Origin of the sequence: Sphingobium sp. B8D3A (assembly GCF_025961995.1) — a bacterium.
Classification (GTDB): domain Bacteria; phylum Pseudomonadota; class Alphaproteobacteria; order Sphingomonadales; family Sphingomonadaceae; genus Sphingobium.
The window spans coordinates 370,389-394,600 of sequence record NZ_JAOQOS010000001.1 but is presented as its reverse complement, the minus strand read 5'-3'; the positions used below and the strand labels follow the sequence as shown (position 1 = coordinate 394,600).

21 protein-coding genes are annotated in these 24,212 nt (G+C 65.1%); 10 read left to right on the top strand and 11 right to left on the bottom strand.

Annotation, left to right across the window (positions count from 1 at the left end; genetic code table 11):
* Positions 1-43: 43 nt before the first annotated feature.
* A complete protein-coding gene (locus tag M2342_RS01920) occupies positions 44-589 on the bottom strand; it encodes a GNAT family N-acetyltransferase (RefSeq protein ID WP_264577835.1) in 546 nt (181 codons plus the stop codon).
* Positions 590-754: 165 nt separating this feature from the next.
* On the opposite strand from M2342_RS01920, the gene M2342_RS01915 reads away from it, so the two are divergent.
* The gene (locus M2342_RS01915; RefSeq protein WP_181560925.1) at positions 755-1,126 is read left to right on the top strand and encodes a dihydroneopterin aldolase; all 372 of its coding nucleotides are present in this window, start codon (positions 755-757) and stop codon (positions 1,124-1,126) included.
* 79 nt (positions 1,127-1,205) lie between these two features.
* On the opposite strand, the gene M2342_RS01910 is transcribed toward M2342_RS01915, so the two are convergent.
* Positions 1,206-2,153 (bottom strand): isopenicillin N synthase family dioxygenase, encoded by a 948-nt coding sequence (locus tag M2342_RS01910; protein WP_264577834.1) that lies wholly within the window; start codon positions 2,151-2,153, stop codon positions 1,206-1,208.
* 151 nt (positions 2,154-2,304) lie between these two features.
* Between M2342_RS01910 and M2342_RS01905 the strand changes: the two genes are divergently transcribed.
* Positions 2,305-2,712 (top strand): EVE domain-containing protein, encoded by a 408-nt coding sequence (locus M2342_RS01905; RefSeq protein ID WP_181560927.1) that lies wholly within the window; start codon positions 2,305-2,307, stop codon positions 2,710-2,712.
* A 10-nt stretch (positions 2,713-2,722) separates the two neighbouring features.
* Complete coding sequence (locus tag M2342_RS01900) at positions 2,723-2,932, top strand: hypothetical protein (protein WP_264577833.1); 210 nt, start codon at positions 2,723-2,725, stop codon at positions 2,930-2,932.
* 708 nt (positions 2,933-3,640) lie between these two features.
* Here the strand turns inward: M2342_RS01900 and pepF are convergent.
* From pepF to groES, 3 genes are all read right to left on the bottom strand, one after another.
* Positions 3,641-5,503: an oligoendopeptidase F gene (gene pepF / locus M2342_RS01895; RefSeq protein WP_264577832.1), complete on the bottom strand. Its 1,863-nt coding sequence runs from the start codon at positions 5,501-5,503 to the stop codon at positions 3,641-3,643.
* A gap of 188 nt (positions 5,504-5,691) precedes the next feature.
* A complete protein-coding gene (gene groL / locus M2342_RS01890) occupies positions 5,692-7,338 on the bottom strand; it encodes a chaperonin GroEL (RefSeq protein WP_181560931.1) in 1,647 nt (548 codons plus the stop codon).
* Positions 7,339-7,376: 38 nt separating this feature from the next.
* On the bottom strand, positions 7,377-7,664 hold the full coding sequence (groES, locus tag M2342_RS01885; protein ID WP_181560932.1) for a co-chaperone GroES: 288 nt from the start codon (positions 7,662-7,664) through the stop codon (positions 7,377-7,379).
* 451 nt (positions 7,665-8,115) lie between these two features.
* Here groES and mdh point away from each other — a divergent pair, with 451 nt between their 5' ends.
* The 7 genes from mdh to lpdA all read left to right on the top strand — a co-directional run bounded on the left by mdh (position 8,116) and on the right by lpdA (position 16,421).
* Positions 8,116-9,078, top strand: a complete 963-nt coding sequence (gene mdh / locus M2342_RS01880) for a malate dehydrogenase (RefSeq protein WP_264576916.1) — start codon at positions 8,116-8,118, stop codon at positions 9,076-9,078.
* A gap of 70 nt (positions 9,079-9,148) precedes the next feature.
* Positions 9,149-9,490 (top strand): GIY-YIG nuclease family protein, encoded by a 342-nt coding sequence (locus M2342_RS01875; protein ID WP_264577831.1) that lies wholly within the window; start codon positions 9,149-9,151, stop codon positions 9,488-9,490.
* Entirely contained in the window at positions 9,487-10,371 is an 885-nt protein-coding gene (sucD, locus tag M2342_RS01870) for a succinate--CoA ligase subunit alpha (RefSeq protein ID WP_181560935.1), read from the top strand. Before M2342_RS01875 ends, sucD begins: the two co-directional genes overlap by 4 nt.
* Positions 10,372-10,470: 99 nt before the next feature.
* Positions 10,471-13,290: a 2-oxoglutarate dehydrogenase E1 component gene (locus tag M2342_RS01865; RefSeq protein ID WP_264577830.1), complete on the top strand. Its 2,820-nt coding sequence runs from the start codon at positions 10,471-10,473 to the stop codon at positions 13,288-13,290.
* Positions 13,291-13,323: 33 nt separating this feature from the next.
* Entirely contained in the window at positions 13,324-14,601 is a 1,278-nt protein-coding gene (gene odhB / locus M2342_RS01860) for a 2-oxoglutarate dehydrogenase complex dihydrolipoyllysine-residue succinyltransferase (protein ID WP_264577829.1), read from the top strand.
* 50 nt (positions 14,602-14,651) lie between these two features.
* On the top strand, positions 14,652-14,960 hold the full coding sequence (locus M2342_RS01855; RefSeq protein ID WP_264572326.1) for a GIY-YIG nuclease family protein: 309 nt from the start codon (positions 14,652-14,654) through the stop codon (positions 14,958-14,960).
* A 57-nt stretch (positions 14,961-15,017) separates the two neighbouring features.
* Positions 15,018-16,421 carry a dihydrolipoyl dehydrogenase gene (gene lpdA / locus M2342_RS01850; RefSeq protein WP_264571549.1) on the top strand — a complete coding sequence of 468 codons (1,404 nt, stop codon included), beginning with the start codon at positions 15,018-15,020 and terminating at the stop codon, positions 16,419-16,421.
* A 26-nt stretch (positions 16,422-16,447) separates the two neighbouring features.
* On the opposite strand, the gene M2342_RS01845 is transcribed toward lpdA, so the two are convergent.
* The 6 genes from M2342_RS01845 to leuS all read right to left on the bottom strand — a co-directional run bounded on the left by M2342_RS01845 (position 16,448) and on the right by leuS (position 24,192).
* The gene (locus tag M2342_RS01845; RefSeq protein ID WP_264577828.1) at positions 16,448-17,014 is read right to left on the bottom strand and encodes a DUF1993 family protein; all 567 of its coding nucleotides are present in this window, start codon (positions 17,012-17,014) and stop codon (positions 16,448-16,450) included.
* Between the two features lie 68 nt (positions 17,015-17,082).
* Entirely contained in the window at positions 17,083-19,224 is a 2,142-nt protein-coding gene (locus tag M2342_RS01840) for a transglycosylase domain-containing protein (protein ID WP_264577827.1), read from the bottom strand.
* A gap of 91 nt (positions 19,225-19,315) precedes the next feature.
* Positions 19,316-19,726 carry a peptide-methionine (R)-S-oxide reductase MsrB gene (msrB, locus tag M2342_RS01835; RefSeq protein ID WP_264572327.1) on the bottom strand — a complete coding sequence of 137 codons (411 nt, stop codon included), beginning with the start codon at positions 19,724-19,726 and terminating at the stop codon, positions 19,316-19,318.
* A gap of 418 nt (positions 19,727-20,144) precedes the next feature.
* On the bottom strand, positions 20,145-21,128 hold the full coding sequence (locus M2342_RS01830) for a DNA polymerase III subunit delta (RefSeq protein WP_264577826.1): 984 nt from the start codon (positions 21,126-21,128) through the stop codon (positions 20,145-20,147).
* The gene (lptE, locus tag M2342_RS01825) at positions 21,125-21,637 is read right to left on the bottom strand and encodes an LPS assembly lipoprotein LptE (protein ID WP_264577825.1); all 513 of its coding nucleotides are present in this window, start codon (positions 21,635-21,637) and stop codon (positions 21,125-21,127) included. The genes M2342_RS01830 and lptE overlap by 4 nt, the downstream gene beginning before the upstream one ends.
* On the bottom strand, positions 21,637-24,192 hold the full coding sequence (gene leuS / locus M2342_RS01820) for a leucine--tRNA ligase (protein WP_264577824.1): 2,556 nt from the start codon (positions 24,190-24,192) through the stop codon (positions 21,637-21,639). Before leuS ends, lptE begins: the two co-directional genes overlap by 1 nt.
* Positions 24,193-24,212 lie beyond the last annotated feature (20 nt).

The following is a 24,212-nucleotide window of genomic DNA, read 5'->3' as shown; positions in this document are numbered from 1 at the left end:
GTCTCACACCAGTGCCACGCGGTGCTGACCGCGATCAGCGCGCTCAGACCGCCGGCGTGGCCGTCGCCCCCGCCACCAGGGCCGTGCCGCGCGGGCCGAGACTGCCGGCGGAGGGCAGCACGACGCCGGGCGCCGCGCGGGTCAGCAAGCGGTGCCGCTCGACCGGACCGGGCACGGCCCAATCCCCGGTCGCATCGGCTGAGAAGCCCCAGAAACGGCCATAATATTCGGGATCGCCAATCATCACCAGCGGATCGCCCGGATGCAGATCGACGGTTTCGATCAGCCGGTCCATCAGCGCACGGCCGGTGCCATGGCGCTGCATCGCGGGAACGACCGCCACCGGCCCGACCATGATCAGCGGTGTTTCGCGACCGTCCGGGCCGTGCAGCGCCACCGGCCAGCTTTGCAGCGTGCCGATCAATTGCCCGTCCGAATCGAAGGCGGCGAAGGAGAGATCCGTGAACCAGGCCATGCCCAGGCGGATGCGATAGGCCGTGCGGCCGTGGCGCGCCGGGCCAAATGCCGCATCGAGCAGCGCGGTGATGGCCGCGTCTCCGGTTCCTGCCAGCTCGCCGATCCGTGTCACCGCTTGCCGTCCGCCTTCCAAGCGGGCAATAGCGCCCGAGGCGGCGGCCTTTAGCGCTTCACGCCCAAATGAAAAGGGTTATTCGAGGCTATGATGGCGGGACGCGAGGCGGGAATGCCAGGAACGGGAGGGCACAGCGCCAATCCGGCAAACGGCGTGAATCCCATGGATGACATGCTGCTGCTCGAGATCGAGGATCTTGAGGTGGATGTGCTGACCGGCATCTATTCCGAAGAGACCCATCTGCCGCAGCCGCTGCGAATCAGCATTCGCGCCCTGCTCGAGCATCGCAGCCATTACGAGCCCAACACGCCGCTCAGCACGTCCAAAAACTATATGGACCTCAAGCATGCGGCGACCACGGCGATCACCCGGGGCCAGCACTTCATGCTGGTCGAGGCGGTGGCCGATCACATCATCGACACCATCTTCCTGCAGGACCGCAAGGCGCGCCATGTGACGGTGAAGATCGTCAAGCTGGCCCTCTCCGAGCGGAACGAAAAGATCGGCATCACCCTCTCCCGCTGGCGGAAATAGGGTCCGCAGACCCACATCCCTCCGCCCCCCGTTCGTGTCGAGCAAAGTCGAGACACGAGATGTGTGGGGGCGTGAAAACCTAACCCTTCTTCAGCCCAATCTCCCGCAGCCGCTCATGCAGATAGTCATGCGCGCTGATCGGCGGTTCACGCAGCGGATTTTCCGCGCTCACGCATTGCGGCAGCGCCTCGATCATCACGTCCGGCTCCAGATGCAAGAAGAAAGGCATGGAATAGCGCGGGATGTGGCGGCGCTCGGGCGGGGGATTGACGACGCGGTGGCTGGTCGAGGGCAGCACATGATTGGTCAGCCGCTGCAGCATATCGCCGACATTGATGACCAGCGCGCCAGCGGGCGGTGTGGCCGGAATCCACTCACCCTCCCGCGTCAGCAGCTGCAGCCCGCCTTCCTCGGCGCCGAGCAGCAGGGTGATGAGGTTGATGTCCTCATGCGCGCCCGCGCGAATGCCGGGCGCCTGCGCGGAGACGGGCGGATAATGCAGCAGCCGCAGGATGGAATTGCCGTCGTCGATCTTGGCGTCGAACCAGTCGGGCCCGAGGCCGAGATGGCGCGCGACGCCGGAGAGGATGCGCGCACCCACGGCATCGAACGCCGCGAACAGCGCCGTAAAAGTCTCCTCGAACCCCGCGATCTCGTCAGGCCAGATGTTGGGCGGCATATCCTCGGCGAGGGGATGACCGGCCGGCAGGGCGCGGCCGACATGCCAGAATTCCTTGAGGTCATTCTCGCTGGCACCCTTGGCGACCTCTGTCCCGAACGCCGTGTAGCCGCGCTGTCCCGCGCCGCCGGGCACCAGATAGGCGCGCTTGACCGGATCGGGCAGCGCGAAGAACGCCTTTGCCAGCGCCCAGCCCCGCGCCACGAGGTCCGGGTCCATCCCATGATCGGTGACGATGGCGAAGCCATATTCGCGGAAGCTGCTGCCGATCGCATCGGCGAAATCCTGCGGCGAGAGGCGCGCGAGCGAGAGAGTGGGGACATGCCCCAGCGGATCGGATGACGTCATGACGGTCTCACTCGAACGTGAAATGATGATGCCTGACTAGGCGTTCGCGGCGCGGCTGTCACGCCGGGCCTGGCAGGCGGAAGGCCCTTGCACGCCGCGTACCGGCATGGAATGGCGCCCGGGCAGGCTGGCAAAGGAGGATCGATCGCCCATGCGCTACTGGCTGATGAAATCGGAGCCCGATGTGTTCTCCTGGGACGATCTGGTCGAGAAGGGCCGCGCCGAGTGGGACGGGGTGCGCAACCATGCCGCCAAGCTGAACATGAAGGCCATGGAAGTGGGCGATCAGGCGCTGTTCTATCATAGCAATATCGGCGTCGAATGCGTCGGCATCATGGAGATCGTGCGCGGGGCCGAGCAGGACAGCACGGACGAAACCGGCAAGTGGTTCGCGGTGGAAGTCGCGCCAGTGCGCAAACTCGCCAAGCCGGTCACGCTCAAGCAGATCAAGGCCGATCCTGCATTTGCGAACATGGCTTTGGTGCGACAATCGCGCCTGTCCGTGTCGTCAGTGAGCGACGAGGAATTCCAGAGAATCGTTGATTTATCGGAGCAATAATCATTCCCGATTGAATGCGCAGGCCACAACGATTGCAGTTTTTGCATTCGTCGCCCGGGCTTTGCAATTGAACTTTGCTGCGTTGCAACACAAATGGCCTCCAGAGACACGGGCGCTGCGCCCGATCAATTCCGGGAGCCACGACATGACCATTCTCAAGAAGATTTTTGCTGCCTACATCTCTGCCGCTGCCATGAGCGTTCCGTTCGGCGGCCTGTAAGCAGATGAGGCACGGCGCGACCCACTGAGGTCGCTCTGCTGCAAATCAAAAAGGCGACGCTGCAAGGCGTCGCCTTTTTTGTGCGCCTTTTTGCTGGCGAATCTGCGGCCGCTTCCCTACAGCGCGGACCAATGATCGGCCCGGCGCAAATTATCCCCGGACTTATCCACACTCATCCACAGTTTTGATCGCGGTCCCCGCATTGCAGCGGCGGATAATGCTTTGCACGACTCGATTCTCGTGAGACCATCAAGCCATAGAGAGACAGAAATGTTCTGTTAAATCAGAATGTTGAGTCGATCTTACGGACCAAGACCTGCGCGCGGCAACGTGCTCAGCGCATTGGTTCGGCCCGCCGCCGACCGCAGGATCACGCTTCCCCCGGGAACAGGATCGCGAGGCAGTGGGAAGGATGCAGGCTCGGCCGTCTAGGCATGATCCCGCATCCGCAAAGGCCGGCGCGGCTTGCCCTTCGGGCGAGCCTCGCGCGGTCGATCCGAAGGCGGCCTGCCGCAGTCGGATCAGCACGTCGGACTTCCGCAAGGAACAGGACGTGAGGCGCACGATCTGACGATCGAGAGCGTCGTGCCAGACGCTGGATGTCCCGGAGACGGGCTGGAAGGCGATGGCATCGTGGGGGCCGGTAGCGATGCCGGCCCCCATTTTCATGAGTCGCGCGCGGTGAAAACTCCGCGCGCCGGCCTTGGCTCAGGCCATCAGCGCCTCGGCCTCATCCAGCGTATCCGACAGGAGCTGGACGACGGCACGATAGGGCTCCGGCCCCGCCATGTTCAGCCCCGCGCGCTTGAGAATCTCCACCGGATAATCCGAGCCGCCGGCCTTGAGCACGGCCAGATAATTGTCCCGCGCCTTCGCCCCGCCGCGCTTGATCTCCCCCGCGAAATAGACGGCGGCGGAGAAGCAGGTGGCATATTGGTAGACATAGAAGCTGTTGTAGAAGTGCGGAATATAGGCCCATTCATTGCCATAGGCCGGCTCCATGCCGACCTTCGGCCCATGGTAGCGCGCCAGCAGATCGGTGTAGAGCGTGGTGAAGGCGCCACCCGACAGACCATCGCCCGCCTCGGCCCGGTCATGCGCCACCAGTTCGAACTCGGCGAACATCGTCTGGCGGAAGAAGGTGCCGCGAATATTCTCCATCCGCTGGCCGAGATAGAAGAGCTTCTCCTCGCGCGTCTTGGCCTGCGACTCCATATAATCGAGCAGCAGCAGCTCGTTCAGCGTCGAGGCGATCTCGGCGGTGAAGATCGGATAATCCGCTTTCTCGAAAGGTTGCGCGGCATTGGCGAGCAGGCTGTGCATGGCATGGCCCCACTCATGCGCATAGGTGCTCAGGCTCTCATATTCGTCGCTCAGGTTGAGCAGCAGATAGGGATGCACATCATAGGCGCTGGACTGCATATAGGCGCCCGGCCGCTTGCCGGTCCGTGGCCACGGGTCCATCCACCGCGCGGCCGTCGCGCGTGAGAGGGAGGCGGCATAATCGCGCCCCAGCGGCTGCACCGCCGCGAGCGTCAGTCGCCGCATCTCATCGAGCGAAAAGCGGCGCCCCGTTTCCACCAGCGGCGGATAGATATCGTAATAATAAAGGTCCGGCAGCTTGAGCATCCGGCGGCGCAGCTCGAAGTAACGGTGAAGCTGGGGCAGGCCCTTGTTGGTCTCCGCCACCAACGTGCGATAGACGCCCTCCGGCACATTCGATCCGGCGAGGGCCGATGCCAGCGCGGTGGGATATTTGCGCGCCTTTGCATCGAAGATATTGCCGCGGACCTGCGCCAGATAGGTCGCACCGAAGCTGTTGCGGAACTCCCCATAGGTCTTCCAGAAGGCATCGAACACCGCCTTGCGATCCGCCCGCTCGGGTGCCGCGCGGTGGACGGTATAGCCCTGATTGTCGAGCTTCACTTTCTCGCCAGTGGACAGGGTGATGCTGGGCCAGGGGATGTCCGAGCTGCGCAACTGGTCCGAAATGTCGCCCGGCGCCGAAAGCACGGATGTTGCGCTCGCCAGCAGCCCTTCGCCTTCCGGCGAGAGGGTATGCGGCGCGCGACGCAGCATGTCGGCCAGCGCATGATCGAACCGATCGCGCAACACGGCATTCGCGGCGATGAACTGCTTGATCTTCGCCTCGCCAATGCTCAGCACTTCCGGCGCGATCCAGGCGCTGGCCTCGCTGAACGCGGTGAACAGGTCAACCGCCTGCCCCTGCTTCTCCTGGTTCGCAGAGACGCGCACATCTTCGTCGGCGCGCAGGCTGGCATAGACATAGACGCGCAGGATCTGCCGGTAGAGGTCGGACTGCATGGTGAAGGCCGCCGCGAGCGTCTCGGCACTTTCGCCAAGCCGCCCCTTATAGGCCGCCATGCCCTTGACCGCCTCGAGCGCGGAAAGGCGGGCGCTGTCCCACGCGGCATCGTCGGCATAAAGCGCGCTGAGATCCCAGGTGAGATCCCGGTTGGAGGCGGTTTGCGCGGCAAGCGACGCGGGCGCCAGCGCGAGGCCGGCAATGGCGGCGGCGGCCACGGCTTCGCGGCGGGAAAGGTCGGTCATGCGGTCATCCTGATCGGGCGCCGCGGAACAGGCAGCGCCAGGTTGCGATGCCCTACTGTGTCGGCATTGCGCGCCGATGGGAAGATGCTTGTGCGAAACGGGCGGCGCCCGCACGGCCCGCCGTTGCCCAAAGGAAAAGGCCGCCGGTTTCCCGACGGCCTTCCCTGATAGAAGAAACGGTGAACTTCTTAGAAGTCCATGCCGCCCATGCCGCCCATGCCGCCGGGCATGCCAGCCGGAGCCGAGGACTTGTCCTCGGGCAGCTCGGCAATGGTCGCCTCGGTGGTGATGAGCAGACCGGCAACCGAAGCCGCGTCCTGCAGAGCCGCGCGCACAACCTTGGTCGGGTCGATCACGCCGGCTTCCACCAGGTTCTCATAGACGTCGGTCGAAGCGTTGAAGCCCCGGGTCTCGTCATTTTCGCGCAGCAGGTTGCCAGCGACGACGGCACCGTCGAAGCCCGCATTCTGAGCGATCTGACGCAGCGGCGCTTCGATGGCCTTGCGGATGATGTCGATGCCGCGGGTCTGATCGTCATTGACGCCCTTGAGGCCGGCCAGCGCCTTGGTGGCGTACAGCAGAGCCGTACCACCGCCGGGGACAATGCCTTCTTCGACAGCCGCGCGGGTGGCGTGCAGGGCATCGTCAACGCGATCCTTGCGCTCCTTCACCTCGACCTCGGACGCACCGCCAACCTTGATGACGGCCACGCCGCCAGCCAGCTTGGCCAGACGCTCCTGCAGCTTCTCGCGGTCGTAGTCGGAGGTGGTCGTCTCGATCTGCGCGCGGATCTGCTCGGTGCGGCCCTTGATGGCATCCGCATCGCCAGCGCCATCGACGATGGTGGTGTTGTCCTTGTCGATGGTGACGCGCTTGGCGGTGCCGAGCATGCCGACCGTGACGTTCTCGAGCTTGATGCCGAGATCTTCGGAGATCACCTCGCCCTTGGTCAGGACGGCGATGTCTTCCAGCATGGCCTTGCGACGGTCACCGAAGCCCGGTGCCTTCACGGCGGCGACCTTCAGGCCACCACGCAGCTTGTTGACGACGAGCGTGGCCAGAGCCTCACCCTCGATGTCCTCGGCGATGATGAGCAGCGGACGACCCGACTGCACCACGGCCTCCAGGATGGGAAGCAGCGCCTGCAGCGAGGAGAGCTTCTTCTCGTGGATGAGGATGTAGGGGTCAGCCAGCTCGACCTGCATCTTCTCGGGGTTGGTGATGAAGTAAGGCGAGAGGTAGCCGCGGTCGAACTGCATGCCTTCCACGACGTCAAGCTCGAAATCGAGGCCCTTGGCTTCCTCGACCGTGATCACGCCTTCCTTGCCGACCTTTTCCATAGCCTCGGCGATCTTCTCGCCGACTTCGGTGTCGCCATTGGCGGAGATGATGCCGACCTGGGCGATTTCCTTGTTGCCGGAAACGGCCTTGGAGCGGGCCTTGAGGTCCTCGACCACCTTGGTCACCGCGAGGTCGATGCCGCGCTTGAGGTCCATCGGGTTCATGCCGGCCGCAACCGACTTCATGCCCTCGCGCACGATCGCCTGGGCGAGAACGGTCGCGGTGGTGGTGCCGTCACCGGCAATGTCGTTGGTCTTCGAGGCCACTTCGCGCACCATCTGGGCGCCCATGTTCTCGAACTTGTCCTTGAGCTCGATTTCCTTGGCGACCGACACACCGTCCTTGGTGATGCGGGGGGCGCCGAAGCTCTTGTCGATCACGACGTTACGGCCCTTGGGACCGAGGGTGACCTTCACTGCATCGGCGAGAATGTCCACGCCGCGCAGGATGCGCTCACGGGCATCGCGGGAAAATTTGACGTCCTTGGCTGCCATGTTGCTAGTCCTTCCTTGAATTCAACGGAGTGCGAAAATCAGGCGATGACGCCCAGAATGTCGCTTTCCTTCATGATGAGCAGGTCTTCACCGTCGACCTTGACCTCGGTGCCGGACCACTTGCCGAACAGCACGCGGTCACCGGCCTTGACGTCGAGCGGCGTCACCTTGCCGTCTTCCGCCTTGGCGCCCGTGCCCACGGAGACGATCTCGCCTTCCTGCGGCTTTTCCTTGGCGCTGTCGGGAATGATGATGCCACCGGCAGTCTTCTCATCGGCTTCGATGCGGCGAACGAGCACGCGATCGTGCAGCGGACGAAATCCCATTATCCAAGTCCTTTCCATAGCGGCGGGCGCTGTCGCTCTCCGTCGGATCGCCCGGCCGGCCCTTGCCGAAGCCTGCGCGCCCCCCGGATACCGACTCCGGCACCCCGCCTGTGAAACACTGTGTTAGCACTGTCAGTGAATGAGTGCTAACGGCCGCCATATGGGTCGGTCGAACCTCCCGTCAAGGCGCGGTGCAGCAAAAAACTATTCGTTCTTTCGCCTGCGCGGTGGACCGTTCGGCGTTCTCGGCCGTTGGACGGTATCGCGTCGAAGGCGTCGCGATCCTTGAATGAAGGTCCCTCAACGGCCCCAAGGACCGGCTGAACGCCCCTAAATGATATTGCGAACTAATCGCAAAGAAAAGCCGGAATCTGGCCCGATCGTCATTGAACGGTAAGGAAATTGGGCCTATGGGCGCCTCATCGACCACCGCGCAAAGAAGGAGACGCGCATGGCCCGGAAGAAGATCGCGCTTATTGGTGCCGGCAATATCGGCGGCACGCTTGCTCACCTCGCGGCTCTCAAAGGGCTTGGCGATATCGTCCTGTTCGACGTGGTCGAAGGGATTCCCCAGGGCAAGGCGCTCGATCTCTCGCAGTGCGGTCCGGTCGAAGGCTTCGACGCCAAGATCACCGGCTCCAACGATTATGCCGACATTGCCGGGGCCGACGTCATCATCGTCACCGCCGGCGTCGCCCGCAAGCCGGGCATGAGCCGTGACGATCTGCTCGGCATCAACCTCAAGGTCATGAAGGCCGTCGGCGAGGGCATTCGCGACAATGCGCCCGACGCGTTCGTGATCTGCATCACCAACCCGCTCGACGCGATGGTCTGGGCGCTGCGCGAATTCTCCGGCCTGCCGCACAACAAGGTCGTCGGCATGGCCGGCGTGCTCGACTCGGCCCGGTTCAGCCACTTCATCGCCGAAGAGTTCGAAGTGTCCGCCAAGGACGTCACGACCTTCGTGCTCGGCGGCCATGGCGATACCATGGTGCCGGTCGTGCAATATTCCACCGTCGCCGGCATTCCCGTGCCCGACCTCATCAAGCAGGGCCGCTCCACCAAGGAGCGTATCGATGCCATCGTGCAGCGCACCCGTTCGGGCGGCGGCGAGATCGTCGGCCTGCTCAAGACCGGCTCGGCTTATTATGCACCCGCGACCAGCGGCATCGCCATGGCGGAAGCCTATCTGGGCGACCAGAAGCGCCTGCTGCCCTGCGCCGCCTATGTCGAGGGCAAGTACGGCGTCGACGGCCTTTATGTCGGCGTGCCGGTGATCATCGGCAAGGACGGCGTCGAGCAGATCGTCGAGATCGCGCTGGATGACGAAGCCAAGGGCAATCTCCAGGTCAGCGTCGATGCAGTCAAGGAACTGCTGGTGGCCTGCAAGGGCATCGATCCGAGCCTGGCATAAGCGATGAAGCGCATCGCTTGCTCTTCCTGTTCCCCGGCGAAGGCCGGGGCCCAGCAGCGGCGGTGATGCCATGACCTGCGCCGGCTATGTCTACATCATGGCAGGTCGGCGGAACGGGACGATTTATACCGGTGTGACGAGTGATCTGGTGAGACGGGTCACTCAGCATCGGACAGGAGAGATCAAGGGCTTCACCACCAAATATGGCTGCAAGCTGCTGGTTTGGTACGAAGCCCATGACGATCTTCAGAACGCGCGGCAGCGCGAACTGCGGATCAAGGAATGGAAGCGTCAGTGGAAACTGCGCCTCATTGAAGAGATAAACCCGGACTGGAACGATCTGTTCGAGTCCATCTGTCAGAACTGGACCCCGGCCTTCGCCGGGGAACAAGGAAGCGAAGCGAGCCCATGAGCATCCTCGTCGACAAGAACACCAAGGTCATCACGCAGGGCATGACCGGCGCGACCGGCACGTTCCACACTGAACAGGCGCTCGCCTATGGCACGCAGATGGTCGGTGGCGTGACGCCGGGCAAGGGCGGCACCAGCCACATCGGCCTGCCGGTGTTCGACACGGTGGAAGAAGCCGTGGCCAAGACCGGCGCCACCGCGAGCGTCATCTACGTGCCGCCGCCATTCGCCGCGGACTCGATCCTGGAAGCGATCGATGCGGAAGTGCCGCTGATCGTCACGATCACGGAAGGCATTCCGGTGCTCGACATGGTGCGCGTGAAGCGCGCGCTCTCGGGCAGCAAGTCGCGCCTCATCGGTCCGAACTGCCCCGGCGTGCTGACGCCTGACGAGTGCAAGATCGGCATCATGCCCGGCTCCATCTTTCGCAAGGGCAGCGTCGGCGTGGTCTCGCGCTCGGGCACGCTCACCTATGAGGCGGTGTTTCAGACCTCCAATGCCGGCCTTGGCCAGACGACGGCCGTCGGCATCGGCGGCGATCCGGTCAACGGCACCAACTTCATCGACGTGCTGGAGCTGTTCCTCGCCGACGAGGCAACGCAGAGCATCATCATGATCGGCGAGATCGGCGGCGATGCCGAGGAGCAGGCCGCGCAGTTCCTGATCGACGAGGCCAAGAAGGGCCGCAAGAAGCCGATGGCCGGCTTCATCGCGGGCCGTACGGCACCTCCGGGTCGCCGCATGGGCCATGCCGGTGCGATCGTCTCCGGCGGCAAGGGCGATGCGGAAAGCAAGATCGCGGCGATGGAAGCAGCGGGCATCAAGGTTGCGGCCAGCCCTTCGGAGCTGGGCACGACGCTGCTTGAGGTGCTCAAGGCGTAGGTGGTTAACAGCCGCTTCACCCGGGACGGCTTAAAAGGCCGGTCCGGGATGGCGGCACAGGCGTCTTCCGCCCGGCGGAGAGAGGCAAGGATCGAACCGATGGGTTACGAGAATCAGGAATTCAGCGGCGCGCAAGAGGCCGAACAAGGGCCGAGCTGGGCGCGCAAGGGCTGGCCACTCGACAGCACGGACGACCTGACCGCCGCGCTCGACCCCACGCAGATGCAGGTGGCGATCAAGGCCGCCGCAGCCAAGAGCGGCGCGCCCGCCTCGCAGGCCGATGTCGCCAAGGCGGCCGCCGATTCGATCCGCGCGATGATGCTGATCCGCACCTATCGGGTGCGCGGCCATCTCGCCGCCAATCTCGATCCGCTCGGCCTGAGCCAGCGCGACCTGCCCGCCGACCTGACGCCGGAATATCATGGCTTCTCCGGCGCGGAGCAGGACCGCAAGGTCTATGTCGGCGGCGCGCTCGGCCTTGAGTGGACGACGATCCGCGAACTGGTGGACATTCTGCGCGCCAATTACTGCGGCAATGTCGGCCTCGAATATATGCACATCTCCGATGTGGAGGAGCGCCGCTTCCTGCAGGACCGCATGGAAGGCAAGGACAAGGAAATCATCTTCACGCCCGAGGGCAAGAAGGCGATCCTCGCCAAGGTCATCCAGGCCGAGCAATATGAGAAGTTCCTGGGCCGCAAATATGTCGGCACCAAGCGCTTCGGCCTCGATGGCGGCGAGTCCATGATTCCGGCGCTTGAAGCCGTCATCAAATATGGCGGCCAGCTCGGCGTGCGCGAGATCGTCTATGGCATGGCGCATCGTGGCCGCCTCAATGTGCTGGCCAATGTGATGGCCAAGGGCTTCCGCGTGATCTTCCACGAGTTCTCGGGCGGCACCGCCAATCCCGAGGATGTCGGCGGCTCTGGCGACGTGAAATACCATCTCGGTACATCGACCGACCGCGATTTCGACGGCATCAATGTCCATATGTCGCTGGTGCCCAACCCCTCACACCTGGAGACGGTCGACCCGATCGTGCTCGGCAAGGTGCGCGCGCAGCAGCTGTTCCGCGACGATATCGGCCCCGGCAAGCACAAGCAGGTGCTGCCCGTGCTCATCCATGGCGATGCGGCCTTTGCCGGTCAGGGCATCGTCTGGGAGTGCTTCGGCTTCTCCGGCGTGCGCGGCTACAATACCGGCGGCTGCATCCACTTCGTCGTCAACAACCAGATCGGCTTCACCACCAGCCCGCAATTCTCGCGCGGCTCGCCCTATCCGAGCGACGTCGCCAAGGGCGTGCAGGCGCCGATCATCCATGTGAATGGCGATGATCCCGAGGCGGTGACCTTCGCCTGCAAGCTGGCGATCGAATATCGCCAGACCTTCCATCGCGACATCGTGATCGACATGTGGTGCTACCGCCGCTTCGGCCACAATGAGGGCGACGAGCCGAGCTTCACCCAGCCGCTCATGTATGCGCGCATCAAGCAGCATCCGCCGGTGAGCGAGGTCTATGCCTCGCGTCTGCGCGAAGAGGGCGTGGTGGACGATTCGTTCCTCTCCGCGCAGGTCGAGGGCTTTGTCGATCATCTTGAGGAAGAGTTTGAATCGGCCAAGACCTATAAGGCCAATCATGCGGACTGGTTCGCCGGTCGCTGGTCAGGCCTGCACCAGCCCGCCGACATCGAAACCGCGCGCAAGAATGTCGAAACTGCGGTGTCCCCCAAGCTGTTCGAGAGCCTGGGCCGCACGCTGACGACGGTGCCCGAGGGCGTGAACGTCCACCGCACCTTGCGGCGCGTGCTCGATGCCAAGGCGGAGATGTTCAAGACCGGCGAGAATTTCGACTGGGCAACCGGCGAGGCCCTCGCCTTCGGCTCGCTACTGTCGGAAGGCTATGGCGTGCGCCTGTCCGGTCAGGACTCGGGGCGGGGCACGTTCAGCCAGCGTCACGCCGTCTGGGTCGATCAGGATAGCGAGAAGAAGTACATCCCGCTCTCCACCGTGCCGCACGGCCATTTCGAGGTCTATGACAGCCCGCTCTCCGAATATGGCGTGCTGGGCTTTGAATATGGCTATGCCATGGCGGACCCCAAGAGCCTGGTGCTGTGGGAAGCGCAGTTCGGCGATTTCGCCAATGGCGCGCAGATCATCATCGATCAGTATATCGCCTCGTCCGAATCCAAGTGGCTGCGCGCCAATGGCCTCGTGCTGCTGCTGCCGCATGGCTATGAAGGGCAAGGGCCGGAGCACAGCTCCGCACGGCTCGAGCGCTTCCTGCAGCTCTGCGCGGAAGGCAATATCCAGATTGCCAACTGCACCACGCCGGCCAACTATTTCCACATCCTGCGCCGGCAGATGCTGCGCCCGTTCCGCAAGCCGCTGATCATCTTCACGCCCAAGTCGCTGCTGCGGCACAAGCTGGCGGTGAGCAAGGCCGAGGATTTCCAGGGCGATCGCCACTTCATGCGCATCCTCTCCGACCCCACACCGGCGGCGGACGCGCAGACGCGCCGGCTGGTGCTGTGTTCCGGCAAGGTCGCCTATGACCTCATGGAAGCGCGCGATGCCGCCGGCGACAAGGACGTGCAGATCGTCCGCATCGAGCAGCTCTATCCCTTCCCGACCGAGGCGCTCGCCACGCGCCTCAAGCGCATGACCGCGCTGGAGGAAGTGGTGTGGTGTCAGGAAGAGCCCCGCAACAATGGTGCGTGGTTCTTCGTGGAGCCCTATATCGAGGAGGCGCTCGATCAGGCTGGCAAGGCGCCGATGCGCGCCCGCTACGCAGGTCGCAAGGCTTCGGCCTCGCCTGCCACCGGCCTTGCCCGCCGTCACCAGGCCGAGCAGGGTGCGCTCATCGCGGACGCGCTCGGTCACAATGTGCGCACCGAGATCAAGCGCCAGAAGAAAGCATAGTCCGCGCAGGCCGCGCCGGGCAGGAGGAAAGACATGGCCACTGAAGTGAAAGTGCCGACTCTAGGTGAATCCGTCACGGAAGCGACGGTGGGCCAGTGGCTGAAGAAGCCCGGCGACGCGGTGAAGGCCGATGAGCCGATCGCCAGCCTGGAGACCGACAAGGTTGCGGTGGAAGTCCCCGCGCCGGTTGCCGGCGTGCTGGGCGAGCTGCTGGTGAAGGAAGGCGACACCGTGAATGTCGGTGCCGTCATCGCCACCGTGCAGGAAGGCGCGGCTGCGGCCAGCAAGCCCGCACCAACCAAGGCGGAAGCCGCTGCGCCGGCCCCGGCCAAGACCGAGGCAGCGCCTGCACCGACGCCCACACCCGCGCCCGCACCCGCGCAGGCCGCGCATGAAGTCGACAGCACGCTCGGCGCCATCACCCTCTCGCCTGCCGTCCGCCGGCTGGTGCTGGAGCATGGCCTCGACCCCAGCAAGATCAAGGGCACGGGCAAAGACGGGCGCCTGACCAAGGACGACGTGATGGCTGCCATCGCCGATGGCAGCGCCGTCGCGAGCGAGTCTGCCGTGGCCGCCGCGCCGGCGCCGGCTGCCGGCAGCGCCGGCCCGTCGCGCCATCAGGAACGCGTGAAGATGACGCGCCTGCGCCAGACCGTCGCGCGGCGCCTCAAGGAAGCGCAGAACAACGCCGCGATCCTGACCACGTTCAACGATGTGGACATGAGCGCCGTCATCGCGGCGCGCGCCAAGTACAAAGATCTGTTCGAGAAGAAGCACGGCGTGCGTCTGGGCTTCATGGGCTTCTTCGTGAAGGCCGCATGCATGGCGCTCAAGGATATTCCGGGCGTCAATGCGCAGATCGAGGGCGACGAGATCGTCTACAATGATTTCTGCGACATCTCGGTCGCGGTGTCGGCGCCCAACGGCCTCGTCGTGCCGGTCATCCGCAATGCCGAGACGATGAGCATCGCCGAGATCGAGAAGACCATCGCCGATTTCGGCAAGCGCGCCAAGGAAGGCACGCTGTCGATGGCGGACATGGCCGGCGGCACCTTCACCATCTCCAACGGCGGCGTGTTCGGCTCGCTGATGTCGACGCCGATCATCAACCCGCCTCAGTCCGGCGTACTCGGCCTGCACCGCATCGAGGAGCGCGCCGTGGTGGTCGACGGCCAGATCGTCGCGCGCCCGATGATGTATCTGGCGCTCAGCTACGATCACCGCATGGTCGATGGCCGCGAGGCCGTGACCTTCCTCGTCGCCCTTAAGAACGCCATCGAGGACCCGACCCGCCTGCTCATCGATTTGTGAGGCAAGCAAACATAGCAAACTAGCCCGTGCTCCTGCGAAGGCAGGAGCCCATCGGCGGAGATGAAACGACGAAACGTGGCTTCCTATATCTGATGGCCAGCAAGCCCAATGGCACGCTGTACCTCGGAGTCACGAGCGACCTTGTCGCGCGATGCCATCAACATCGCGAGGGCCATGTCGAAGGGTTCAGCAAACGCTATGGTTGCCGGCTCCTTGTTTGGTACGCAGTATATGACGACCTGCAGGAAGCGCGGCTGCGCGAACTGCAGATGAAGAAATGGAAACGGGCCTGGAAAGTCCGCCTGATCAGGGAGAACAATCCCGAATGGCGCGATCTGTGGTCGGTGATTGCGACCTAGCCGTGGGTTCCTGCCTTCGCAGGAACACAAAGCGGTGACCGGTCAATGGAGCGAGTAATGGCAGACCAGTTCGACTATGACGTTCTCGTAATCGGCGCCGGGCCGGGCGGTTATGTGGCGGCGATCCGCGCCGCGCAGCTTGGGCTGAAGACCGCCTGCGCGGAAAGCCGGGAGACGCTGGGCGGCACCTGCCTCAATGTCGGCTGCATTCCCTCCAAGACGCTGCTGCACGCCTCGCACCTGTTCCATGAGGCCAAGGATGGCGTGCTGGCCAAGCACGGCATCAAGCTGGGCTCCGTGTCGCTCGATCTGCCGGCGATGCTGGCGGACAAGGATGCGGCCGTGAAGGGCCTCACCGGCGGCATCGAGTTCCTGTTCAAGAAGAACAAGGTTGAATGGCTCAAGGGGCTCGCCAGCTTCAAGGACGCGCACAGCGTCGAGGTTGCCGGCAAGACCGTGACTGCCAAGAACATCGTCATCGCCACCGGCTCCAGCGTGACGCCGCTGCCCGGAGTCGAGATCGACAATGACAAGGGCGTGGTGGTCGATTCCACCGGCGCGCTGGCGCTCAAGAAGGTGCCGGATCATCTGGTGGTGATCGGCGGCGGCGTCATTGGCCTCGAACTGGGGTCGGTCTGGGGTCGCCTGGGCGCCAAGGTCACCGTGATTGAATATCTCGACCAGATCCTGCCCGGCATGGATGGCGAGGTGCGCAAGGAAGCCGCCAAGCTGTTCGCCAAGCAGGGTTTCGAGATCCGCACCGGCACCAAGGTGACCGGCGTCGCCGTCAAGGGCGGCAAGGCCAGCGTGACGGTCGAGCCGGCTGCCGGTGGCACCGCCGAGACGATCGAGGCCGATACGGTGCTGGTCGCCATCGGCCGCCGCCCGAACACGCAGGGCCTCGGCCTCGACAAGATCGGGCTGGAGCTGAACCAGCGCGGCCAGATCGAGACCGGTCCCGATTTCTCCACCAAGGTCGATGGCGTGTGGGCCGTTGGCGACGTGATTCCCGGCCCCATGCTCGCGCACAAGGCCGAGGATGAAGGCATTGCGGTCGCGGAGAACATCGCCGGTATGACCGGCATCGTGAACCATGACGTCATCCCCAGCGTCGTCTATACCAGCCCGGAGATCGCCGGTGTCGGTCTGACCGAGGAAGCCGCCCGCGAGAAGGGCGAGGTCAAGGTCGGCAAGTTCCCGATGATGGCGAACAGCCGCGCCAAGGCGATCAGCGCCACCGACGGCTTCGTGAAGGTGATCGCCGATGCCGAGACCGACCGGGTGCTCGGCGTGTGGATCGTCGCCGATCCCGCCGGCACGATGATCGCCCAGGCCGCGCAGGCCATGGAGTTCGGGGCGACGTCAGAGGACATCGCCTACACCTGCCACGCCCACCCGACGCACAATGAGTCGGTGAAGGAAGCCGCGATGGCAGTGCTCGGCAAGCCCATCCACATGTGAATTGGCGTCCTGACCGGCCTGTCCGGTCAGGCGACCGCCGGGGTGTCATCCCGCCGCAGATAGGCGAACATGTGCGGCACATAGTCGGCCTTGCCGATCTCGACGCCTTCCTTTCTGAGGATGGCGTAGGCCGTCACCACGTGAAAATAGAATTGGGGCAGCGCCCAGTCGCGGGCGTAATCTTCACCGGTCATGTCGAAGGCGAGACCGCCGGGAAGGTCGAGCGCGATCGGCAGGCTGTCCCCCGCATCGAGCGCACCGCTCGGCAGCGCATCCAGCGCCGCCAGGGCCTCCGTCAGCCGGGCCCGCGCTTGCGCCAATGATCCCGGCGAGTGAACGGCAGCCTGCCCTTCCGCAGCCAGCGCCACGAGCGCCGCCGGGAGCGGTTGTCCGCGCAGCCGGAATAGCGCCTCCTGCGCCTGCAATGCCGCGAAACGGATCTGCGCTGCCAGCGGATACATGTCTGGCGCCAGTCGCGCGGCAAGCAGCGCTCGTGCCCCCGCCGGCATCTGTTGCTCTGCCTTGTCCAGCAGGCCGGACAAAGTGCGCAGCATCTGGCGATAGGTCGGGACGAGGCTTGCGGTCAAAGACATGGAGGCTCCGTAGGATCGGCCAAACCGAGCCAGACTAGCCTTGCCCCCGCCCCGTGGACAAGCCTTGCCTACTGCATCCCCGATGGCAGGATCGACGGCGATTCTCGCTGCGGCTGGGGCTGCGCGGGCGGTGCCTGACGCTGCTGCGGTGGCGGGCGCTGCTGACCCGGCTGGGCGGGTGCCGGGCGCGCCGGGCGTTCGTCGCGGCCGAGCACTTCGTCGATCCAGCGCTGGTCGATCCGGCGCGGCGCTTCGGTGCCGCTGGTGTCGGCCGGTGTCGCGCCTTCGGCACCGCTGCTCTGGCCCTCGACGGGCGGCAGGGGCAGGCCATTCTCGTCCACCATCATGCCATTGTCGGGCGAGCCATAGGCCTCTTCGTCCGGTTCGAGCTGCCATTCGGGCAGCACCACCTCGGTCTCGAAATTCTCGACCGGGCGATTGGCCACGGCGGTGCGCATAAAGGCCGCAAAGGCCCGCGCTGGCGCGCGACCGCCGGCCAAGCCACCCACTCTACGACTATCGTCGCGGCCCATCCACACGCCGGTGGTGATGCCGCTGGAGAAGCCGACGAACCAGCCATCCTTGTTGCTGGTGGTCGTGCCGGTCTTGCCTGCGACAGGCCGGCCGATCTGGGCCGCGCGGCCCGTGCCGGTGTTCACCGCCGTCTGCATCAGGTCGGTCATCCCCGCCGCGACCCAGGGCGCCACCAGCACGCGGCTGGTATCGTCCTCATGCTCATACAGGGTGGTGCCATCGGCCGTGGTCACCTTGAGGATGCCATAGGGCCGCACCGCCACGCCCTTGCGGGCAACGGAGGCAAAAGCCTGCGTCATGTCGATGAGGTGGACCTCGGACGTGCCGAGCACCATCGAGGGGTGCGTGTTGATCGTCGTGGAAATGCCGAACCGGCGCGCCATGTCGGCGACGGTCGAGAAGCCCACTTCCATGCCGAGCTTGGCGGCAATGGTATTGATCGAATAGGCAAAGGCGGTGCGCACGTCGATCTCGCCCACATTGCGGCGATTGTCGTTGCGCGGCGACCAGCCGTTGATCGTCACCGGACTGTCCACCACCCGCGTCTCGGGCGTGTAGCCGGCTTCCAGCGCCGAGAGATAGACGAACAGCTTGAAGGCCGAGCCCGGCTGCCGCTGGGCGACGGTCGCGCGGTTATAGTTGGAGCTGACATAATCCAGCCCGCCGACCAGCGCCCGCACCGCGCCATCGCGGTCGAGGCTGACCAGCGCACCCTGCGCGCCGCCCGGCACATTGCCCTTGAGCGCCGCCACGGCGGCCCGCTGCATCCGGGGATCGAGCGTGGTGTAGACGTCGAGCGGCTGCTCGCGCTCGTCGATCAGCGTATCGAGCTGCGGCAGCACCCAGTCGGTGAAGTAGCGCACGCTGTCCTGCGCCTTCTCGGGCACCAACCGCACGCTGTCGAGATCGGCGGCGGCCCGCTCGGCGCTGGTAAGGTCGCCATTGGCCGCCATCACGTCCAGCACCACGCTGGCGCGGCCTGCGGCAGCATCGGCATCGGCCGTCGGCGAATAATGCGAGGGCGCCTTCACCAGACCGGCGATGATCGCCGCTTCCTCGAGGCTGAGCGTCGTCGCCGGGTGATTGAAGAATTTGCGGCTCGCGGCATCCACGCCATAGGCGCCGCCGCCGAAATAGACCTTGTTGAGGTACAGCTCCAGAATCTGGGACTTGCTGAACTTGCGCTCCATCGCCAGCGCCAGGATCATCTCGCGCAGCTTGCGGCCGGCGGAATAGCTGTTGTTGAGGAAGATGTTGCGCGCCAGCTGCTGGGTGATGGTCGACGCGCCCTGCAGACGCCGGCCCTCGCCACGGCGGACATAGCCTACCCAGGCCGCGCGGGCGACGCCGATCGGATCGACACCGGGGTGCATGTAGAAGCGCTTGTCTTCCACCGAGACCAAAGCGCGGGTCATCACCTCGGGAATCTGCGAATGGTTGAGCCAGCGCCCATAGCTCGGCCCGAGCGAGACGAGTACCGAGCCGTCCGCGGCATGGACGCGGATCATCTGCCCATTGGGCGAGCTTTTGAGCGAGTCGAAGCTCGGCAGCGACTGCATCGCGATGACGACCGCGATCACCAGCGCGATCAGTCCGCCGATGGCGAGTGCGATGCCGACCTTGATCAGCCGGATGGTCCAGAGCCTGATCGAGCTCCCCGATTTTGCCTTGGCCATGCCTTGCCTTGTACCGCTCCGAACCGCTGCGTGCTGCAACTGTGCAGGACGCTACAAGCGTCCAGCGCCTTTACAAGCGCTGAATAGGATATCAATCGTCCTGTGCGGTGCCCTGCGGCTCGAAGTCCAGCGCGACGCTGTTCATGCAGTAGCGCAGGCCTTCCGGCCCCGGCCCATCAGGGAAGACATGGCCCAGATGCCCGTCGCAGCGCGCGCAGCGCACCTCGACCCGGCGCATGCCGTGGCTCGTGTCGGTATATTCGCTGACCGCCTCATCTTCCAGCGGAGCGGTGAAGCTCGGCCAGCCCGAGCCGCTGTCATATTTATGCCCACTGTCGAACAGCGGCAGGCCGCAACCCGCGCAATGATAGATGCCGGCATCCTTGAGCTTGTCATAGGCACCCGCAAAGGCCCGCTCGGTGCCATGTTCGCGCAGCACATGATATTGTTCGGGAGTCAGGCGCTCGCGCCACTCGGCATCGCTGAGGTTCATCTTGTCCATGCACGGAATATCGGGTGCCTGCCCGGGCGCGTCAATGGCGCCGGATGGCGGATCGTGGGGCGTAGACAAACGCGCCGAATCTACGGGAGCAGACGCCCGCTTTTCAGCCCTTCTTTTCGTCATCCCGGACTTGATCCGGGATCTCGCTGCCTTGGAAACCGCCGGTCAGAGAGACTTAGAGACCGGAAGAAGCGGGATTCCGGATCAAGTCCGGGATGACGTCGCTAATGACGAGATAGGGTCCGCCGCCATCGCCTCGGAACTGTCCACGCCCCCTGGGGCCAACCGACATTCAGATGATGACGTGACGAAATGGCGGTTTTCCGTAACCCGGAGCGCAGCGTACTTCAGGTACGTGAGCACCGGAAGCACGGAAGGCCGCCATTTGCAGGCCGTCAGGGCTGAATGTCGATTGGCCCTAGCGCCCGCGTGCACCGAGCCGTGCGACGTTGATCAACTCCTGCGCCAGCACCGTCTCGCCGATCTGGTGCGAGAGGCGGCTGGTCCGCTCGGCCTCGGCGAGGCGATGGATGGCCTTGTCGAGCGCCTCGGCACTCCAGCGGCGCGCCACCTCCTCGTCGCCGCGCCCGCCAAAGCGCGGCGCCTGTCCGCCCTGCGCCTGCGCAAAGCCGATGGCGCGTTGCAGGGTGAGGCGGGCAAGCCCCGCCAGCGAGCCGCCACTCTGGCGCAACCGGGCCATCTCATGCTCGGTGGCGCGGACATTGCCGGAGAGCACGACCATCGCCGCCTTGAAGAGCTGCTGGTCGCCCCCCTCCGCGCCCAGCGCATCCAGCGCCTCGGGCGTCGCGGCCTTGGGCTCCTCGGGCGAGGCATCCAGATACAGCGCCAGCTTCTCGATCTCGCCAGCCAGCAGCCCCCGCTCGGCACCGGTGAGCGCAACCAGCCGCCGGGCCAGATCGCCGGGCAGTTCGAGACCCAGCTCGCGCGCCATGCTGACCGCCAGCGCATCGGCATTGCGGCCCTCCGGCGCATAGCTGACGATGGCGACCACCGCCTTGTCGCCCTCGCACAGCTTGAGCAGCTTGCTTGTCTTGCGCAGATTGCCCGCGATCATCACCACCGGATTGCCGGTCGCAGGCGCCTGCAGCAGCGCTTCGACCGCGGGCACGACTTCCTCGCCCGCCCGCTGCACGCGCACCCAGCGCTTGTCCCCGAACATGGAGATGGCGGCGGCCTCATCCGGCAGGCGCGCCGGGTCACTGCGCAGCGTCGCCCCATCCAGGTCGATCCGCTCGGCGCCCGCTCCCATGGCCTTGCCGACGCGCGCCGACAGCGCTTCGCTGCCGGCTTCATCCGGTCCGTACAGCAGATAGAGGCGGATGTTCGGCGCGGGATCGTCCAGCGCCTTGAGCGCGGCCTGATTGTCCGCCCGCAGGCTCATTCGCGCGCGGCGAGCGCCACGCTGGCCAGCACGCGGTCGGCGACGATCTCGGTCAGTCGCTCCAGCGCGCTGTCCTCAGCCGCAACCGTAGCATATTCGCTGGAGGCCACGTCGATGCCGGCATCCCAACTTGAAGTTTCGTCGAGCACGGTCTTGCCGCTCTGCGTGTCAACCAGCTGGTAGCGCGCGCGCAGGGTCCGGCGTTCGCGCGTCACCGTGTCATCCGCGCGCACACCCAGACCCTCGATGCGATCATCGAGCTGCACCTTGAGCAGAAAGCGCGGGGCGGCATCGCCCATGGCGGCCAGCCGGTCGTTGAGCGCATTACGCATCAGCCAGCCGCTCTTGCCGGGGATCGGTTCCACCTGCACGCTCGCCAGCGCCTGCGCCGCAGCCCCGCTGCGCCCGCCGGCATACATGGGCTTCAATCCGCAGGCCGAGAGGCTGGCGGCAAGGGCGAGGCCCAAAACGAGGCGGCCCAGAACGAGGCGGGAGAAAGCGCTGGTCATCAGACGACCAGATTGACCAGACGATCCGGAACCACAATCACTTTCTTCGGCGCCCGGCCTTCCAGCTGCCGCGCGACATTGGGCGCGGCGAGCGCAAGGCTCTCCAGCGTGGCCTTGTCCGTGCCCTTGGCGACGGTGATCGTATCGCGCAGCTTGCCCATCACCTGAATGGCGATGGTCACTTCGTCATCGACCAGCAAGGCGGGATCGACAGACGGCCACATGGCGTCGGCGATCAGGCCCTCATGGCCCATCTCGGCCCAGGCTTCCTCGGCAATGTGCGGCGTCATCGGCGCGACGAGCAGCGCCAGCGCGCGAATCGCCTCGGCGCGGGTGGCGGACGGCGCCGCCTTCTCGATGGCATTGGCCAGCTCGTAAATCTTGGCGACGCCCTTGTTGAAGGCCAGTGCCTCGATGTCCCTGGCGACGCCATCGACCGTCTGGTGCAGCTTGCGCTTGAGCGCCTTGTCCTCGCTGCCGTCGCCGGTTTCGCCGACCTGCCCGAAGATGCGCCACAAGCGATTGACGAAGCGCCATGAGCCCTCGATGCCAGCCTCGCTCCACGGCAGGTCGCGCTCGGGCGGCGAGTCCGAGAGCATGAACCAGCGCACCGCATCCGCGCCATAGCGCTCGATGATCTCGTCCGGGTCCACGACATTCTTCTTGGACTTGGACATCTTGATGACGCGGCCGATCTCGACCGGCGCGCCATCGGCCAGCAGCGTCGCGCCCTCGGCGGTGCGCGTCACTTCGCTGGGCGCATAATAGAGCGGCGGCAGGCCTTCGCCCTGCTTGCGGGCATAGGTCTCATGCGTGACCATGCCCTGCGTGAACAGGCTCTCGAACGGCTCGGCAACGCTGATCTTGCCGATATGCGCCAGCGCCCGCGTCCAGAAGCGGGCATAGAGCAGATGCAGGATCGCATGCTCGATGCCGCCGATATACTGGCCGACCGGGAGCCAGCTCTCAGCCTCGGCGCGGTCGAACGGCTGGTCATCGGGCTGGCTGGCGAAGCGGATGAAGTACCAGCTCGAATCCACGAAGGTATCGAGCGTGTCGGTCTCGCGCACGGCAGCTTTGCCGCATTTGGGGCAATCGACATGCTTCCACGTCGGGTGCCGATCGAGCGGATTGCCCGGCACGTCGAAGCTCACATCCTCGGGCAGCACCACCGGCAGCTGCGCCTTGGGCACGGGCACCACGCCGCAATCCGAGCAATGGATGAACGGGATCGGCGTGCCCCAGTAACGCTGGCGCGAGACGCCCCAGTCGCGCAGGCGCCAAACGGTCGTGCCCTTGCCCCAGCCCTCGGCCTCGGCGCGGCGGATGACTTCGGCCTTGGCCTCTTCCACGGCCATGCCGTCGAGGAAGCGCGAGTTCACGAGGCGACCGGGGCCGGTATAGGCCTCGTCATGGATCGGCGCCTGCTCCTCGCCCTGCGGCGCGACGACGCGCTCCACCGGCAGCATATATTTGCGCGCGAAGTCGAGGTCGCGCTGGTCATGCGCCGGGCAACCGAAGACGGCGCCGGTGCCATAATCCATCAGCACGAAATTGGCGACGAACAGGGGCAGCTTCCAGTCCGGATCGAGCGGATGGACAACGCTCAGGCCCGTGTCGAAGCCCTTCTTCTCCTGCGTCTCCAGGTCAGCCGCGGCGGTGCCAGACCGGCGGCATTCCTCGGCGAACGCGGCGAGATCGGCATTGTCCTGAGCCAGCGCCAGCGCAATCGGATGATCGGCGGCAATCGCCGCGAAGCTCGCGCCGAACAGCGTGTCCGGACGGGTGGAGAAGACCTCCAGCTCCTGAATTTCGCCAACCGGCGTTGCCAGCCGGAACCGGAACTGCATGCCCTGCGACTTGCCGATCCAGTTCTCCTGCATCAGCCGAACCTTCTCGGGCCACTTGTCCAGCGTGCCGAGGCCCGCGAGCAGGTCGTCTGCGAAGTCGGTGATGCGCAGGAACCATTGGTTGAGCTTGCGCTTCTCGACCAGCGCGCCCGAGCGCCAGCCGCGGCCGTCGATCACCTGCTCATTGGCGAGCACGGTCATGTCGACCGGGTCCCAGTTCACCGCGCTTTCCTTGCGGTAGACGAGGCCGGCCTCATACAGGTCGATGAACAGCGCCTGCTCCTGGCCGTAATAATCCGGCTCGCAGGTCGCCAGCTCGCGGCTCCAGTCGAGCGCGAAGCCGAGGCGCTTCAATTGCGCCTTCATCGAGGCGATGTTGTCGCGCGTCCAGCTGCCCGGATGGATCTTCTTTTCCATCGCGGCATTTTCGGCAGGCATGCCGAAGGCATCCCAGCCCATCGGGTGCAGCACGTCATGGCCCTGCATCCGGCGGAAGCGGGCCAGCACGTCACCCATGGAATAGTTGCGCACATGGCCGATGTGGATGCGCCCGGAGGGGTAGGGGAACATCTCCAGCACATAGCTTCTCGGCGCGCCCTGGCGGGTGCCGGCCTTGAAGCTCTCCCTGTCGTCCCACACGGCCTGCCAGCGGGCGTCAGCCTGCGCAGGGTTGAAGCGTCTGTCGCTCACTCTCGCCTCGTTCATCAATAGGGCCGGTCCGGCCC